Raw genomic sequence first — 15,277 nt, forward strand, 5'->3', positions numbered from 1 at the left:
GACTACCTCCGACATCTTCAGGCCGTGCGGCCCGCCAAGGCGCGCGCGAGGTCCTGCTTGCGTTTCAGGGCGTCGCGCCAGCGATCGCCCGCCTGGGTTAGTTGCATTATCACATTCGTGACCCGGAAGTCGAGTGGATGGGCGCCGGCCAGCTCCTCCCAGGTCAGCGGCATCGACACTGGAGCACCCGGCTCGCCGCGCGGGGAATAGACCACGTTCAGCGTCTTCCCGCGCGCATTCATGTTGTGGTCCATGAAGATCTTGCCGGTGCGCTTGGGCACGCTCCATTCCATGGTGATGTCCTTGGGATGCAAGTGCATCAGGTGGCGGCTGACCAGTTCGGACACGTGGCGCGCGGCGTCGAAATCGATCGTGCGCTTGATCGGGACGAACACGTGCAGGCCGGTCTTGCCGGAGGTCTTGACGATGGACTCCAGCGACATGTCCTGCAGCAATTCGCGCAGCCGGAACGCGATCTCCTTGCCCTTCTCGAACGCGACCACGTTGAGCTCCGGCTCCGCGCCCGGCGCTTCCTTGCCGGAGTAGATGTAGGGATCGATGTCGAACACGACGTAGTCGGGATAGTTAAGCACCGAACTTTCCATTGCTTCGAGCGAGCTGGCATAGTCCGTGGACTTGGAAATGGCGTCGGGTCCGAGCCTGGCGCGCGAATGCCAGACGTGGAATTCGAGGGTCCCCGACTGCGCCAGCCACATCAGCGTTGGCAGATTGTTGCAGAGCAGGTACTCGTGCTTCTCGTCCTTGTGTCCCGAGAACACGGTGACGGTCTCGACGAACGCGGGACGTTCCTGCGTCCAGTGCTTCTGGAAGAAGCGTTGCCCTCGGATGCCGTCGGGCATGCGGATCATGGTGAGCGGGCGGTCTGCCAGGTGCGGCAGCATCAAGGGCGAGACCTGGGCGAGATAGCGCAGCAGGTCGCGCTTGGTCTGCGCCGGCTGCTGCAACGCTGGATCGGCGGGCCAGTAGACGCGATCGAGGTGGGTGAGGCGGATTCGATGAGGACCTACGGCGAGTTCCAAGGCGTTCTTGCTTTCCAGCTGCACCAGAATCTCTTCGACCTCAAGAATTCCAGAATCCGTTTTTGCTTTTTGTCCGTCATTCCCGCGAAGGCGCGGGAATGACGAGCTTGAGAGTTTCGGTTCTGCGGGGCGCCGCACCGTCTTCGGATCGATGTCGTCGCGTAGCCTCAGGAAAACCGGCGCACGCAGGGAGCCACCCTCAGTCCACTGCTGGAAGTTCACTTCGGCGACCAACTCCGGTTTCACCCAGGTGACGGGTACATTGACCTCGGGCTTGTCGGTGAAGGGGCAAGTGGGGGTTTGCAGCGGCGCCAGGCGCGCCCGCACATGTGCCAGCGTGCGATCGTCGAAGCCGGAACCGACGTGCGAGGCGTAGCGCAGCTCGCCCTTGTCCCAGAAGCCGATCAGCAGGGCGCCCAGTGGCGCGCGCGATCCTTTGCCCTGCGTGTAACCGCCGATAACGAAGTCGGCGCTGCGCATCGGTTTGACCTTCAGCCACAACGGCGAGCGCCGGCCGGCCTGGTAACGGCTGTCCATGCGCTTGCCGATCACGCCTTCGAAGCCGCTGGCGAGCGCCGCCGCCAGCAACGCAACCCCGTCCTGCGCGGCATGCACGAGCTGCACCAGGGGCGATGACAGCAGGCATTGCACGAGATAACGGCGGCGCTCGCGATAGGGCATGTCGCGCAGGTCGATACCGGCGAAGTACAGCAGGTCGAAGCAGAAGAAGACCGCGGGCGTACTGCGGTCGGCCGCCGCGAGTTCACGGGGCGTCTTCAGCTGGACGCGATTTTGCAGCGCGTTGAACGACGGCTTGCCGCTGGCGTCGAATGCGACGAGCTCGCCGTCGAGGATCATGCCGTCCACAGCCTGCTGGCCGAGTTCCGCCACCAGGGTCGGGAAGGCGCCGACCAGGTCCAGGCCCCGACGCGATCGCAGCCGCACGCCGTGCCGGTCGATGAAGGCGAGCACGCGATAGCCGTCGAGCTTCGGCTCCCACATCCAGTCGGCATGGTGGAACGGCGTGTCGCCGACTTCCGCCAGCATCGGCGCTAGCTTGGTGGGCATTGGTGCGACCTCGCCGGCAGGGACGAGCCGGGCGGCGGGGATGCGGTGCGCGGGAACGACCTTGAGGTCCGCGACCGCCACGCCGGAGAGCACCGAACGGTTCTGCGCGGTGACGTCATTCGTCGTCGTGAACCGGTCCTTGTGCTTGATCAGCAGCCAGCTCTTCGCGTCCTTGGTGCGCACCAGCGCGAACGATCCCTTCAACTTTTCGCCACGCAGCTGGATGCTGAGCTTGCCGGCAGCGATTCCGTCGCGAATCCGGCGCTCGGCTTCGGCGCGATCGTGGAACCAGGTGCAGCCTTCGTCCGGGCTGTAGACGCCGCAATCCCACACGATTACTTCGCCCGCGCCGTATTGCCCAGGCGGAATCACGCCCTCGAAGGAGGCGTAGTCGTACGGATGGTCTTCCACGAATACGGCCAGGCGCTTTTCGCCCGGATCGAGCGATGGCCCCTTGGGCACGGCCCAGGACTTCAGCACGCCATCGCATTCGAGCCGGAAGTCGTAGTGCAGCTGCCGCGCTGAATGCTGCTGGACGACGAAGAGCAGCGGCCCGGCCCCACCATCCGGCAGCACCGGGGCTGGCTCGGGGGTGGCTTCGAAGCGGCGCTTGGCGGAATATTCGCTGAGCTTCGACATGTCGGACTATTTACCAGTGATCAAGCATTTGCATACGGAAAGACCGCTTCCGCGAGCCACCCGGCCGGCTCACGTTTGACGGACTAGCTCTGGGGTGAAGCGGACTGTCGTGGTTCGGCTGCCAACTAAATGTAGCGTAATTGGCAGTCCGAGTTGATGCGGCTGTTAGGCAGCGACGGTGGGCAATGCTTCGCTTGCTCTTGCTTGGTGGCGTTGTACCGACCAATCGCGGGGCATTTGGTGCAGGCTATGTGGCGGGGAGCAGGGCGCACCCATGCCTTCAAACGCTGGAAGGGCGACGCCCCGGCAGTTTCGGACGAAGCGCACTTCTTGACCCTGGCATGGTGCCCGTAGCGCTACGTCCGAAGCAAGAGAAGAGACGATTGAGTACTTTTTGACCGAATACAGGAAAATGCTGGAAGAAAACCTGGATGACTACATTAATAATTTCAGTTCTTATATGCAGCTCCCAGATGAAAATGCATAACAAGTCGCTCAAATCGTTCGTTTCGCTCACTGGGACCGCGTTCCGCGGCCCCTTAGCTTAATTGTTGGGCACTAATGTAGGAGGCACATATGGACGAGGACCTTGAGCGAATGTCGCGCGAACAACTCATGGCCGAGGTTAGAAAGCTGCGGCAAGGAGTGCGTGCGCATCGTGATTGCTCCGGCCATGACCTATGCTGGCACCATCCGGCGCTCTGGGCTCTTCTACCGGAGAAGTCAGATCCTCTTCCCAAAGTACCAAGCTGGCCGCAGTTCCTGCGTGGGTGCATCAAGTATCGACAGTCCCTTGATGAGCAGGCGGCCAACGCTCCCAGAACCGATGAACCATATTCCGAGTAAGCAGCGTGCCCAACAAGCGGCAGCAGACCCACATTTCGTGTAAACAATAGCCATCAATTCCAACGGAAAGGGGAGAATCATCATGGCGGGAAATACTGTTCGTCTGCACCGAGTACTGCACGCACCGCCGGAGCGGGTGTATCGCGCATTCCTTACCGCCGAGGCACTGGCGAAGTGGATTCCACCAAATGGCTTTACCGCTACCGTCCATCACATGGAGCCCAGGGTTGGTGGAACATTCAAAATGTCATTCACAAACTTCACCACCCAGCAGAGCCATTCTTTTGGTGGTGAGTACCTTGAACTGGTTCCAAACGAGTTACTTCGCTACACCGACAAATTTGACGACCCAAATCTTCCTGGCGTCATGCAGGTCACGGTTGCGCTGAAGGCAGTTTCCTGCGGCACCGACTTGAGCATTGTGCAGGAAGGTATTCCCGACGTAATTCCGGTTGAAATGTGCTATCTCGGGTGGCAGGAGTCGCTAGTTCTGCTCGCAAAGCTCGTTGAGCCTGAAATTCAGCAGTAATGGGTGCGTCGGCGCCCAACAATTCGTTGAAGGCCGACGGTCCTGACGGCCCGCGGCCTTAACTCAAACGTTAGGCAGAAATGGAGTTCGCATCATGACCGAAGATACAAAAATAAAAGGACCAGCGTCGTACTTCCCTTCAATTGAAAAGAAGTATGGGCACCCAATAACCCACTGGCTAAATCTGCTGGAAACAGTAAGCGGCAAGAAGCATATGGAAATGGTGACCTGGCTCAAAACTGTATACGGTATGGGTCATGGTCACGCTAACGCTTTAGTTGCGCATTATCTAGCCACTGCTAAAAGCGCCTAACAATGCGCAAATCGTTCGCTTCGCTCACTGGGACCGGCGCCGGCCCCTTAGCTTAAGTACGGAGCGCCAGATTATGAGCCGCCGAAGAACACCCATTACCAAGGAGCTGCCTAAGGGCTTCGCGAACGATACGTACCGCAAGGCCTGCGCGGAGCCCTTTCCGTGGCTTGTCAAGGCAAGGGAGATGCGGCGAGCCGCCGATCTCGTCTGGGCTCAGTTCTCCTCTGAACTAACGGCATTCGCATCGGGTGGCGATGACAGTGGGGAACCGTTCACCGGTAGTGTTGCGGTGATGCTCTATGCCTTCGCCTTAGAAAACCTACTCAAGGCAGGCCTTGCGGCAAAGGGAGTAGCAGTCGGTCCGAACGGCAACTTTGCTCTCAAGTCGCACAAACTCGAAGACCTTGCGGATGATCTTGCTCTCACTCTTGAGCCAGACGAAAGAGAACTCATGGAGAGGCTCGAGCACTTTCTTGAATGGGCCGGGCGCTATCCGATTCCGCTTCTTGCCGAGGCGCTCTACCCTCGTGCCATGCTTGATGGTAGTAAGGCAGCCATGTATGGTCTTTCGAGCGGCGATCGAGTGCGAGTTGACGCTCTACTCGCCAAAGTCCATGCAACCCTACCAACAGAAGAGGAAGCGCTGGTTCGGTATGTGCGAACGATCGGCGCCTAACCCCTCCATCGAGCGAACAGCCATAGGCGGGCTTCGCCTACCCGCGTCTGCCGCTCATGTCGAAAGTTAGGCCTATGAAACGACACTCGGAGCACTCGCCTATTCTTGAAGTCGACGCGTCCGGCTTTGCCACGCAGGTTGGCACAACGTCGGCCTTCACAACTGTCGATAGCTCACCGTATGCCGGCATCAAGGCGAGGGCATTGTCCCTTGTTGATGTAATCAAGTCCCACGGGCTGAACCCGAGGAAGAGTCAATCGCTGCAGCAGCTCATCGATATGACGGTTGCAATGTCGGATTCGTGGGACAGTGGCTCCAAAGAGGATGTCACCTTCGCGCAGTTGCTGGCTGCAGCTCAAGTCGAACGAATTTCCACGGCAGTGCTGTCGGCAGCGCGCTGTGAAGCACCGAGTAGCACCTTGCGAAGCCTGTTGACGGGAAGCCTCGACCTCCTTGGTCGCGAACAATCGAAGGCGAAAGATACGCTCTGGGAACTTGAACTACTCCGGATCCTCGTCGGCCACAAGATCGACGCAAGACTGGACGAGCCTGATCTCTCAGTTCGCTTCTCCGGTGCACCCGTGGGGTTCGCCTGCAAGAAGATCTACTCCGAAGGCAACGTTTCAAAGGTTCTCTCAAACGCCGTGGCGCAGATCGAACGGGAGGGTGAGTTCGGAATCATTGCCCTCAATCTCGATGACCTGCTGCCTGAGAATGCGATCTTGAAAGCGCCCACGCTGGCGGTCATGTCGTCAATGCTGGAGGAAAGAAACAACGCATTTCTTCGGGCCCATGAACGCCACCTACGCAAATACCTGACTCCGGGCCGCGCAATATCCGCTCTGGTTTCCTGTGCCGCTATCGCAGACGTGGAGAATGCGGAGAATAGATTCATGAATGCGAGGCAAACCACTCTGTGGCAGATACCAGGGATACCGGACGCGAAGGCTGAGCAAATGAATCAATTCCTTGCTGCCATGAGCGCTCGGCATAGGCCTAACCCTTCCATCGAGCGAACGTTCAAAAGGCCGCGCGACTAACCGCAAAGGGTCGACTCCGGCCTGTCGCGAAAGGCAGAAGTCGACCCTTTGCAGACGGTCGAATCTGCCTACGAAATCAGGGGTGATTCACTGCTACCTCAACCGCCCCATATGCGCTCGCTGGTAAATGTCCTGACCCTGCCAAGTTGCGAATCGTAATAAACCTCGTCGCCACAGAAGATATCTTCTTCATGTGGGCCATATGCTTTGTCAATTTCGTCTTCAGCTCCTGGTTGGTTGTAGCCAAGGAAAAACGAGTCTTGAATAACGGCGGAAAGCGCAAATTTTTTATTAGGGCGCCTTTTTAAGTAAGACAGCAATTGCTCAGATGACGAAAAATATCGTGGCGGGTCATTAGTGCCTATCGCCGAGCAATGTGTTAGCTTCACCTCAAAAAGTTGGCGACCACTGTATGTTAGTATCATTTCGATTCACCTGATTTCTAAATTTTTCATTATTACTCACAGCTGAATTAAAAACACTTCAGCAAGAGCCAGTTGTAATCCTCAATATCAGACATTGCTATAGGAGAGCTAAAAGCTTCCATTCCCATTCAGCGAGAAATAACCATAGCCCAAGTGCAGAAATTCCTGTGGTTCGATTGTAGTTTTCGTATCTACGTCGACAATCAGATCGATATCAACGTAGTGAATCATACAATCACCTCCGCATGTACACTCATGACTCAATCAAAAAGGTTAGTACATAGAAAATATGGCCAGAGATTGTTTCGCGATTATATATAAAGCAAATAGCTGTTTAGGTAGGCGCGAGACAACGGATGGAATTTTTAAGCGTCAGCATAAAAGCTCCGCATATCAGACTGAGTGAAAACCTAGCAGTCTAAGGACGGCCTGAAGACAATGCCCGTATCGACCGATACGGGCATTGTCGTTTATGCGCTACATCCACGGAGAGGGGCGCCAGCAGAGCAGCCTGTTTCCGCCGTTGTTGGACGAGCTGGTTCCCGAGGACCATCTGGTGCGGGTGGCCTGCTGTGAATTTTCGCAGTAGTAGCGCGCATTTGTATGTCCGATTCTGGCCGATTTCTGCCTGTCTTGACGGGCAGCAATCCAATTCAGCCAGTCATCAGTTGTTTTCGAGCCACTCATAGGCTTGGTATGGAAGAGAGTAAATCGCCTCACTCAACTGGCCAGCGGGTCAATGCGGCTGACCGTTACCTCGCCTGTCGAGGCATGCCAGGCAATTTCTTTGTTTTGGGCCAGAAGCCATTCGCTCAAATCAATGCAGACGACCGGACAAATTTATTTTCAAAAAACGAAATGTTAGGAGGGCGTGGAGGCTGTTACTGCTGCTCATGCAGAAACGGTAGGTTTGTCTCCAAAATGAAATTGTACGCCAGGAGCGTCACACATGAATGCGTCCCCAACTGATCACACACCTGACCTCATGGCTGCGGCGGAGGACGTCCTCGTCGCCGAGCAATGGGCTTCCATCTCGTTGTTACAGCGCAGACTCAAGCTAGGCTACAGTGTTGCCCGTTCATTGATGGACGCACTCGAGAGAAACGGAGTGGTCAGTACCCTGCATGTCCATGGTTTTCGCACCCTTACCCCGACGTATATGAGGAAAACAGAGTCTGCACCGCAGATGTCAAGGCGTGAGAAATATACTCGCAAGGTTTTTGAGACGGCACTTTTTCTCTGGGAGACTCACGAGGAAGACGGATATGGCGATACACGAGCCATTAATTTTCTCTCGCCCGCCGGAAGAGAGGCAGTAAAACAGCGCAACGCTGTATTTAAGGTGCTTGATGGCGCACCCAATGCGTCGCTGTTTAGTGCCGCTGGCGCGCTTGCTGGGTGGCTGCTAGAAAATTTTCTCCCAGCTGTGGAGTACGGGGATATCAAGGCTGAGCTTGCGACGTTGTGTGCTGCCCAAGAATGGAGATACCAAAAGGTCACGGATACCGAAGAAAAATTGGAACGGTCTTATCTTCGCCTCGCTAGATACATTCGACGGGTATTAACTGAAGAGGCTCCGCCGAACACAAATATATTTATATATTTCATTTGGGATGGCTTCATTCCTAAAGGGCACGGAAAGAACGGTCCGGGTAGGGGGGAGCATGTGGTGCCACGAAAGTTTTTATTACACGCGGGTGTTGGGTTGTTCAAAGCAGGTTGGCCGATTGAGGGCGTGGCACGCGTGCTGAGGCACAGCCTGGCTATCGTACATATCACATTGGATGAAAGTAAATTTCTGGATGCCAGCAGGATAAACGGCGGCTTGGGGCTCAAAGAGCTGATGCCAGAGGGTTGGCGCATAGGTGTTGACTGTATATACGAGCGTCTCCACAAGGCCGGGATTGCTTTTGATCCGCCAGCGGAACACGATGTATGCACGTGTGCCTTGTAAATAATGAATCGCCACTCGTTTGCTAGACCTCGCTCCCGGCTGTTTTGGGTCGACTGTCGTTTAATGCCACCGGCAGAAGTCCACCCTTTGCAGACATTCATAACGTCCTCTCGATTGAAGGGTTAGGTGCCCGCATCGGTTTTGGGACTTGATAGTGCATTTCGCACAAGCTGAGAAACAGATTCTTCGTGTATGCCCTTACGCCAGCAGTACTTTGACTGAAGCCACAACTTTAGCTCCTTGGCTCCTTTGCTCGCATTGCAGGACATGCAGCACCTGGCGATGTTTCCGCGGGTAACGATTCTAGCGTCGTTGATGATGTGTTCCCAAGAGGGCTTGTTGCCACGAGTTTGTGCTGGAAGCAAAAAATCTACGCCGCAGTAAACACAGGCTGTATCTCGCGCCAACACCTCTTGTTCGAGCCAGTCCGGGATGTTCCATCTGTTCACAGTGAGCCTCCTTGCGGCATCTGTTACGAGGCGCCTAACGATCAGGTTAAGGGGCGGGCTTTAGCCCGTCCCAGTGAGCGCAACGAACGATTTGAACCAATTGTTATACGCTTTAGCTAAACAGTATCGGTAACGCCTTTTTTAGAGGCTGCAATTCTTCTATCGTTGTCGGCAGCAGCTTCGTTAAGTAGCTCCCGTATAGCACTTACATGCCAAACTATCCCAAGGTCAGATTCGGAGTTTACTCGGCCTGAGTAGACCCCAAGAAACTCCCACACCTTATTTCCCGATAGCGTGCTGGAAGTTTTACCGTCTTTTGTAGACCTATAACCTGACGGGCGAAAGGCAATAACTGGTGAGCCTGATTGTCCCTGGCGTGTTCTACAATCAATTAAAAATACAGGCTTATCATGGTTTATTAGGCTTAGCTCCTGAGCCAAATAACCAGTAGCCCAAATAGGTAATTTTCCATAGGATGACAATCCAAATGGAAACCCAATGACACTAATGTTTTCGGCTGGACTTATGACCAAATTAAAATTATCAAGATTAGTGTCAAAATAGTATGGGTACTTGGCTACATCACTGGCCCAGGTTAGATTGAGCGCCACAACATCTGCGCTTTCGCCTAATCTTGGGTGCTCAATCCAATATGGCGTTCCGTCATTCCGATACAGTGGAAGCTTTATTTTTACCCACTCTTTTCCAATATCTTCAAAATTTTCAATATTTTTGTGAAAGTGGATGACTATATTGTCGGGCACTGCTGCATGTGGAGATATGCATTTTCCTGTTTCTTGGTTTCGCCCGGTAACATTGTGTCTATTGGTAATTAGTGCGCAATGTGACTCCCTGTCGTTGGCTGCTAAAAATGCAGTTCCAGAGCTAAGTAGTGTCTCTCCAAAATACATTTCTATATACAGGGATTTCGCGGTGGGGATTTCGATTTCCATATTGCGCTCTGATGATCGCTTGATTTTGATGTGTCGTATGGGGAAGCGTATAACTACTATTAGAGGACATGCCATGTCGCGTTTCTTGTCGTGATGGCGCGTCGTATAACGTTTCTTGTCGTCCTGTAAGTCCTCGTCTAGCTTAGAGGTGGTCGCGGCAAACGCGACATCGCCCAGAGAGAAACACGACAATGGTGACGGCAAGCCCTGCGGCCTTCTAGATTCGAAAGCAGCGTCGGTGACGCTACCCATTTGCCTTCTCTGTGTCCACCGTCCGCTCCTGGCCGGTAGCTGCCTGTCACGATGGACTGCAATCGACCCACTGCGGTCGTTCAATTCGAAAGTTACCTGCCTTCGTCTATGAGCGCTTGGCCCCCAGCCCGTTTACAAGCGGAAGTCTATGGGGAATGATCTTCGTTGATTTGAGCAGATCAGATTTATGTAAAGCTCTTTTATCAATAGCTGCGCCGCCATAATACAATAGGGGCTCTAACGTCCAGGGAACTTCTCGGAGACCATAGTGAACGCCGGGGAATGTAAGGTCTGGGATTTTGGTTCGCATGGCCGTGACCAAATGAGGCTGATGCTAAAGATTTTCATCTTGCTTTGAGACTAGCCCAAGGAACTCCGTGGTGAACTCATTTGCGGCCTCTTCTTTTATTGGGCTTTTCTCAAGGAACTTTATGTATTTAAGCGAGGAGGATTCGCTGCGGTGCAGGAGCGCTTCCTTGACGATGGCTATGGCATGAATCGCACCGCCAACCCTAATGGCGAGTCTTGCAAGCTCGGTTGCAAATGTGCAGCGTGACTGGTGAAAATGGAAATTCTGCAAAACGCTTAACTGACGGTTCCTTGCCTTTTCTCTGAGATGAAAAAGCTCCACATTTATTGCAGGGCTTTTGTCGCTTGCGCGCCGCGCATATGGATTTCCAAAGCGAGTCAGAAACAGAAGGTCCTTGTTATTGGTGTCTGCAAGAGCTTCACGTTTCAACCGTCGGGTGTCATATGCATATTGCTTTAGACGCTCCAATAGTGATTTAGTAATCCAAACGAAGCCGGATACGTTATATTTGGTTGCTACTCTAGGTGTCGCGTCTGGGCCAACATGTATTTTATAAAGTCCGCTAACACCAGGCTCCGGCAATGCATTATTTATAGTTTGAATTTTTAAGTCGGAAATAGTCTGTATGCGCAGGCCGCTGAAGAATCCGAGCAGCAGCATAAGATATAATTCTTGTGACCCGTGAGTACGAGAAAACTCTAGAAGAGAATCCCGATCATTTGCGGAAATGGGAAGAAGGCCATCCTCGAGGCGATCTGAGGTAGATCTCCGATTCGGTATCATAAGATCAGTTGAAACGCATTCGATTGCACGCTTGAACCCGAAAACGTCGTGAACATGAATTCCGATGTTGCGCTCGGTCCACAGCGGCCAGTCGGAAGATATGATCTTATTTGTTTGAAGCCAACGGTATAGCTGTATGGCTACTCTCATTCTTTGGGTGACGGTTGCAGGGGCAAGGTGTCCGTCACCACGCTGTTTGATTAGAAAGCCGCGGTATCTATTCAGACATCTGTCGGCTTTTCTAACTGGAAAATGCCACCAGTCAACGCATGAAAACTCTAGCCAGTTCGCGTAGGACAATAGCGATACGGCTTTAGCATCGACTGTGGCGAGCGTAAGGTCTCGATCTAAAGCCTGCTCCATGAGCCATAAGTTGACTTCGCGCCAGGGCTTCCCGTCAGCCCAAAATAACTGCGGTAATGAATTAATCGGATTTGTGTGTTGAACCGCTGACCAAGTTACTTGTTTGTCCAGAACTACCGCTCTGTGCTGTTTGAAATTAATCGCTTCGATAGTCGCCATAGTTGTCTGCCTCTGATCAGGCGCGGCCCTGATCAAACGACGGATGTAGGCCAGCCTCTAAGGAGTCTTTCTACGTTAGGCGATATCGACGGCCTGTCCATGGTTGTACGATGAACGGTGCGCTGCGATGTGGGTAACTAATCCGTACCCGCCATCCTTGGGTAGGTCGGCGGGCGCCAGGTTCAAGGTGATGCGGCGCGGGGGGAAGTCGAAGCCGGAATTGAGGATGGCGCTGCGCACCCGATCCTTACTTTCCTTGACCGCCGTTTCCGGCAAGCCGACCAGTGCCAGCGACGGCAGGCCGTTGGCCAGATGGGCTTCGACGGTGACCGCCGGGGCTTCGACGCCGACTTGTGCGCGGCTATGGACGATGGCCAGAGACATGGATCATTCCTTGATCACATGCCGCTCACGCCGAGTGCGTTACTCGGTGGGCGGCGAAAGTTTGGCTTCGAGCTCGGTGACTTTGGCTTCCAGGGCCTCCAAGCGCGCGCGAGTGCGCGCCAGCACGGCCATCTGGCTGTCGAACTCTTCCCGGCTGACTAGGTCCAGCTTGCTGAAACCGCTCTGCAACAGGGCTTTGAACTGAGTTTCAAACTCGCTACGCGGCAACGGACTATCGCCGTTGAACAGACGGGAGGCGTGAGCGCTGAGGGCATCGAGCAAGGCTTTTGGCGGCAGCATGGCGGGGTTCCAGACAAGACGGTCGGCAGTGTAACACGCAGCGCCCGGCCTAAACGGGCGCGGCGTTTTGCACGATTTTGAGCGCTGGCGGGGCGCACCGTGCACTGTTGTTGTGCGTGACTCGCTTGCGCAATCCGGTCACGACACGGTTTTCAGGCAGTAAATGCCTGAAAACTATGCTTTTCATTGAGCTGGCAAGCTTTCTGCTTAGTGACCTATGACGCATGCACCGATGCAGTTCGGTGCGTAAGGCGAAGCGGGGAGTTGTTTCGCCAAGAGCGATTGGCTGTTGTCGGAGTAGCCACAGCGAGGGAGCCCGACGCGTTACAAAGCCAGACACTGCGCTTAGACTTGAGTCGGGTTCGTTTTTCCTGGGGCAAGTCCACCAATACGGGAGAGAGTTTCATGAAGTTAGTCACTGCCATCATCAAACCGTTCAAGCTGGACGATGTGCGCGAGTCGCTGTCGGAAATCGGCGTGCAGGGCATCACTGTTACTGAAGTTAAAGGTTTCGGGCGGCAGAAAGGCCATACCGAGCTGTATCGCGGCGCCGAATACGTGGTCGACTTCCTGCCCAAGGTGAAGATCGACGTGGCCATCGCCGACGACCAACTGGATCGCGTGATCGAGGCCATCACCAAGGCTGCCAACACCGGCAAGATCGGTGACGGCAAGATCTTCGTGGTCAACCTGGAACAGGCCATCCGCATCCGTACCGGCGAAACCGGCACCGACGCAATCTAAGCCGCCGAACCCAACGCCCCAGGAGAAAACAATATGACTCTGCGTAAGCTCGCAGGGCTAGGAGCCCTGTTGTCCCTCGTTACCCCCACCCTGGCCATGGCCGCTGACGAGGTTGTGTTGAATAGCGGTGATACCGCGTGGATGCTGACCGCCACCGCACTTGTACTGTTTATGACCGTCCCCGGCCTGGCGCTGTTCTACGGCGGCATGGTTCGTTCGAAGAACGTCCTCTCGGTGATGATGCAGTGTTTCGCAATCACCGGTCTGATCAGCATTCTGTGGGTCATCTACGGCTACAGCATCGCGTTCGACACCACCGGCATGGAACAAGGGGTGATCAACTTCAACTCCTTCGTTGGCGGCCTGTCCAAGGCCTTCCTCGCCGGCGTCACGCCCGCCAGCCTGACCGCAGCCTTCCCGGAAAGCGTGTTCATCGTCTTCCAGATGACCTTCGCGATCATCACGCCAGCGTTGATCGTTGGTGCCTTCGCAGAGCGCATGAAATTCTCCGCCATGCTGATCTTCATGGCCGTGTGGTTCACCCTGGTGTATGCACCCATTGCCCATATGGTGTGGAGCGGCAACGGCGGCTTGATGTGGGACTGGGGCGTGCTGGACTTCGCCGGCGGCACCGTGGTGCACATCAACGCTGGTGTCGCCGGTCTGGTCGCCTGCCTGGTGTTGGGCAAGCGTAAGGGCTACCCGACCACCCCGATGGCGCCGCACAACCTCGGCTACACCCTGGTCGGCGCCGCCATGCTGTGGATCGGCTGGTTCGGCTTCAACGCCGGCTCCGCGGTCGCGGCCAACGGCACCGCCGGCATGGCCATGCTGGTGACCCAGATCGCCACCGCTGCCGCTGCCCTGGCTTGGATGTTCGCCGAATGGCTGACCCACGATAAGCCGAGCGCTCTGGGCATCGCCTCGGGTGTGGTGGCCGGTCTGGTGGCCATCACTCCGGCGGCCGGCACCGTTGGGCCGATGGGCGCCCTGGTGATCGGTCTGGCGGCTGGCGTGATCTGCTTCTTCTGCGCCACCAGCCTGAAGCGCAAGCTCGGCTATGACGACTCCCTGGACGCTTTCGGCGTGCACGGTATCGGCGGCATCGTCGGCGCTCTGCTGACCGGCGTGTTCGCGGCGCCGGCGCTGGGTGGCTTCGGCACGGTAGAAGACATCGCCGCACAAGTCTGGATCCAGTTCAAGGGTGTTGGCTTCACCGTGGTCTACACCGCCATCGTTACCTTCGTGATCCTCAAGGTGATCGACCTGGTGATGGGCTTGCGCATCAGCGAAGAGGAAGAGACCGTCGGTCTCGACCTGGCTCAGCACAACGAGCGAGGCTATAACCTGTAAGCGTTCGGCGCTGCAAAAAAATGCCCGGCACTGCCGGGCATTTTGCTTTTTGCGGCAAGCTTGAGGATCGCTTTCGCGTCGAGCCGTGGCTGCCGCATGGCGGAACTCCGGCAATAAGACAAAAGCGTCTAACAAGCACTCTTTGCTTTTTCTCGCAGCGCGCTAGAATGCGCGCCGAAACTGCGGAGATCCGTATGTGGCAGCAAAGCGTGATCACCTTGCGTGCACGGCCGCGCGGCTTTCATCTGGTGACTGACGAAGTGCAGGCGGCTTTGCCGGAACTGCGCGCTTGTCGGAGAGGTCTGTTGCACCTCTGGTTGCAGCACACCTCGGCCTCGTTGACCATCAACGAGAATGCCGACCCGGCGGTGCGCCGCGATTTTGAGCGTTTCTTCAACCGTCTGGTGCCGCAAGGTACGAGCGGTTATGAGCACGATGATGAAGGCCCGGATGATCTACCGGCGCATTTCAAGGCCAGTTTGCTCGGCTGTCAGTTGAGTCTGCCGGTGGCGGATGGGTGCTTGGCGCTGGGCTGGTGGCAAGGGATTTATCTCGGCGAGCATCGCGATCACGCGGGTTCGCGCCGAGTGCTCGCCACCTTGCAGGGCGAGACTCTTTGAATTTTTTCCGGCAATGTTCGAAAGCGGACGCAGCTGGGCTATAACTAACCTGCTTTTCGCAAGTCATGAGGTTAAAC

Annotated in this window: 13 protein-coding genes and 2 pseudogenes; 9 read left to right on the forward strand and 6 right to left on the reverse strand. The window is 55.6% G+C overall.

The genetic code is table 11. The features are described from left to right. Positions 1 to 17: 17 nt before the first annotated feature. Positions 18 to 2,747, reverse strand: coding sequence for a DNA ligase D (gene ligD, locus D3879_RS06535; protein ID WP_119953252.1), 2,730 nt, complete (start codon positions 2,745 to 2,747; stop codon positions 18 to 20). A gap of 364 nt (positions 2,748 to 3,111) precedes the next feature. On the opposite strand from ligD, the pseudogene D3879_RS06540 reads away from it, so the two are divergent. The 5 genes and pseudogenes from D3879_RS06540 to D3879_RS06565 form a co-directional block, all read left to right on the forward strand. Beyond that, positions 3,112 to 3,234, forward strand: a pseudogene (locus tag D3879_RS06540) (DUF3144 domain-containing protein); the annotation flags it as partial. Positions 3,235 to 3,675: 441 nt separating this feature from the next. Beyond that, positions 3,676 to 4,122, forward strand: coding sequence for an SRPBCC family protein (locus D3879_RS06550; RefSeq protein ID WP_119953255.1), 447 nt, complete (start codon positions 3,676 to 3,678; stop codon positions 4,120 to 4,122). Positions 4,123 to 4,216: 94 nt separating this feature from the next. Beyond that, positions 4,217 to 4,435 (forward strand): DUF4287 domain-containing protein, encoded by a 219-nt coding sequence (locus D3879_RS06555; RefSeq protein ID WP_119953256.1) that lies wholly within the window; start codon positions 4,217 to 4,219, stop codon positions 4,433 to 4,435. A gap of 73 nt (positions 4,436 to 4,508) precedes the next feature. Further along, complete coding sequence (locus D3879_RS06560; RefSeq protein WP_119953257.1) at positions 4,509 to 5,111, forward strand: hypothetical protein; 603 nt, start codon at positions 4,509 to 4,511, stop codon at positions 5,109 to 5,111. A 74-nt stretch (positions 5,112 to 5,185) separates the two neighbouring features. Next, positions 5,186 to 6,151, forward strand: coding sequence for a hypothetical protein (locus D3879_RS06565; RefSeq protein WP_119953258.1), 966 nt, complete (start codon positions 5,186 to 5,188; stop codon positions 6,149 to 6,151). 98 nt (positions 6,152 to 6,249) lie between these two features. Here D3879_RS06565 and D3879_RS26260 read toward each other — a convergent pair whose 3' ends face one another. Continuing rightward, entirely contained in the window at positions 6,250 to 6,576 is a 327-nt protein-coding gene (locus D3879_RS26260; RefSeq protein ID WP_147411109.1) for a hypothetical protein, read from the reverse strand. Positions 6,577 to 7,525: 949 nt separating this feature from the next. Here D3879_RS26260 and D3879_RS06570 point away from each other — a divergent pair. Further along, positions 7,526 to 8,530: a DNA translocase FtsK gene (locus D3879_RS06570; protein ID WP_119953259.1), complete on the forward strand. Its 1,005-nt coding sequence runs from the start codon at positions 7,526 to 7,528 to the stop codon at positions 8,528 to 8,530. Positions 8,531 to 9,095: 565 nt separating this feature from the next. Here the strand turns inward: D3879_RS06570 and D3879_RS06580 are convergent. From D3879_RS06580 to D3879_RS06600, 4 genes and pseudogenes are all read right to left on the reverse strand, one after another. Beyond that, positions 9,096 to 9,932, reverse strand: coding sequence for a trypsin-like serine peptidase (locus D3879_RS06580; protein ID WP_119953261.1), 837 nt, complete (start codon positions 9,930 to 9,932; stop codon positions 9,096 to 9,098). 586 nt (positions 9,933 to 10,518) lie between these two features. Next, positions 10,519 to 11,799, reverse strand: coding sequence for a site-specific integrase (locus D3879_RS06590; protein ID WP_119953262.1), 1,281 nt, complete (start codon positions 11,797 to 11,799; stop codon positions 10,519 to 10,521). Positions 11,800 to 11,946: 147 nt separating this feature from the next. After that, positions 11,947 to 12,183, reverse strand: a pseudogene (locus D3879_RS06595) (magnesium chelatase domain-containing protein); the annotation flags it as partial. 39 nt (positions 12,184 to 12,222) lie between these two features. Next, on the reverse strand, positions 12,223 to 12,483 hold the full coding sequence (locus D3879_RS06600) for an accessory factor UbiK family protein (RefSeq protein ID WP_119953263.1): 261 nt from the start codon (positions 12,481 to 12,483) through the stop codon (positions 12,223 to 12,225). Between the two features lie 405 nt (positions 12,484 to 12,888). Between D3879_RS06600 and glnK the strand changes: the two genes are divergently transcribed. The 3 genes from glnK (at position 12,889) to D3879_RS06615 (ending at position 15,200) form a co-directional block, all read left to right on the forward strand. Next, positions 12,889 to 13,227, forward strand: coding sequence for a P-II family nitrogen regulator (gene glnK / locus D3879_RS06605; protein ID WP_003457590.1), 339 nt, complete (start codon positions 12,889 to 12,891; stop codon positions 13,225 to 13,227). A 33-nt stretch (positions 13,228 to 13,260) separates the two neighbouring features. Further along, on the forward strand, positions 13,261 to 14,580 hold the full coding sequence (locus D3879_RS06610) for an ammonium transporter (RefSeq protein ID WP_119953264.1): 1,320 nt from the start codon (positions 13,261 to 13,263) through the stop codon (positions 14,578 to 14,580). A 194-nt stretch (positions 14,581 to 14,774) separates the two neighbouring features. Continuing rightward, a complete protein-coding gene (locus tag D3879_RS06615; protein ID WP_119953265.1) occupies positions 14,775 to 15,200 on the forward strand; it encodes a secondary thiamine-phosphate synthase enzyme YjbQ in 426 nt (141 codons plus the stop codon). Positions 15,201 to 15,277: the final 77 nt, after the last annotated feature.

It is taken from the genome of Pseudomonas cavernicola (genome assembly GCF_003596405.1).
GTDB classification, from domain to species: Bacteria; Pseudomonadota; Gammaproteobacteria; order Pseudomonadales; family Pseudomonadaceae; genus Aquipseudomonas; species Aquipseudomonas cavernicola.

What these genes read in the sequence shown, in the direction of transcription:
- ligD (WP_119953252.1), bottom strand. Translation starts at nt 2,747, where the DNA reads ATGTCGAAGCTCAGCGAATATTCCGCCAAGCGCCGCTTCGAAGCCACC.
- D3879_RS06550 (WP_119953255.1), top strand. Translation starts at nt 3,676, where the DNA reads ATGGCGGGAAATACTGTTCGTCTGCACCGAGTACTGCACGCACCGCCG.
- D3879_RS06555 (WP_119953256.1), top strand. Translation starts at nt 4,217, where the DNA reads ATGACCGAAGATACAAAAATAAAAGGACCAGCGTCGTACTTCCCTTCA.
- D3879_RS06560 (WP_119953257.1), top strand. Translation starts at nt 4,509, where the DNA reads ATGAGCCGCCGAAGAACACCCATTACCAAGGAGCTGCCTAAGGGCTTC.
- D3879_RS06565 (WP_119953258.1), top strand. Translation starts at nt 5,186, where the DNA reads ATGAAACGACACTCGGAGCACTCGCCTATTCTTGAAGTCGACGCGTCC.
- D3879_RS26260 (WP_147411109.1), bottom strand. Translation starts at nt 6,576, where the DNA reads ATGATACTAACATACAGTGGTCGCCAACTTTTTGAGGTGAAGCTAACA.
- D3879_RS06570 (WP_119953259.1), top strand. Translation starts at nt 7,526, where the DNA reads ATGAATGCGTCCCCAACTGATCACACACCTGACCTCATGGCTGCGGCG.
- D3879_RS06580 (WP_119953261.1), bottom strand. Translation starts at nt 9,932, where the DNA reads ATGGAAATCGAAATCCCCACCGCGAAATCCCTGTATATAGAAATGTAT.
- D3879_RS06590 (WP_119953262.1), bottom strand. Translation starts at nt 11,799, where the DNA reads ATGGCGACTATCGAAGCGATTAATTTCAAACAGCACAGAGCGGTAGTT.
- D3879_RS06600 (WP_119953263.1), bottom strand. Translation starts at nt 12,483, where the DNA reads ATGCTGCCGCCAAAAGCCTTGCTCGATGCCCTCAGCGCTCACGCCTCC.
- glnK (WP_003457590.1), top strand. Translation starts at nt 12,889, where the DNA reads ATGAAGTTAGTCACTGCCATCATCAAACCGTTCAAGCTGGACGATGTG.
- D3879_RS06610 (WP_119953264.1), top strand. Translation starts at nt 13,261, where the DNA reads ATGACTCTGCGTAAGCTCGCAGGGCTAGGAGCCCTGTTGTCCCTCGTT.
- D3879_RS06615 (WP_119953265.1), top strand. Translation starts at nt 14,775, where the DNA reads ATGTGGCAGCAAAGCGTGATCACCTTGCGTGCACGGCCGCGCGGCTTT.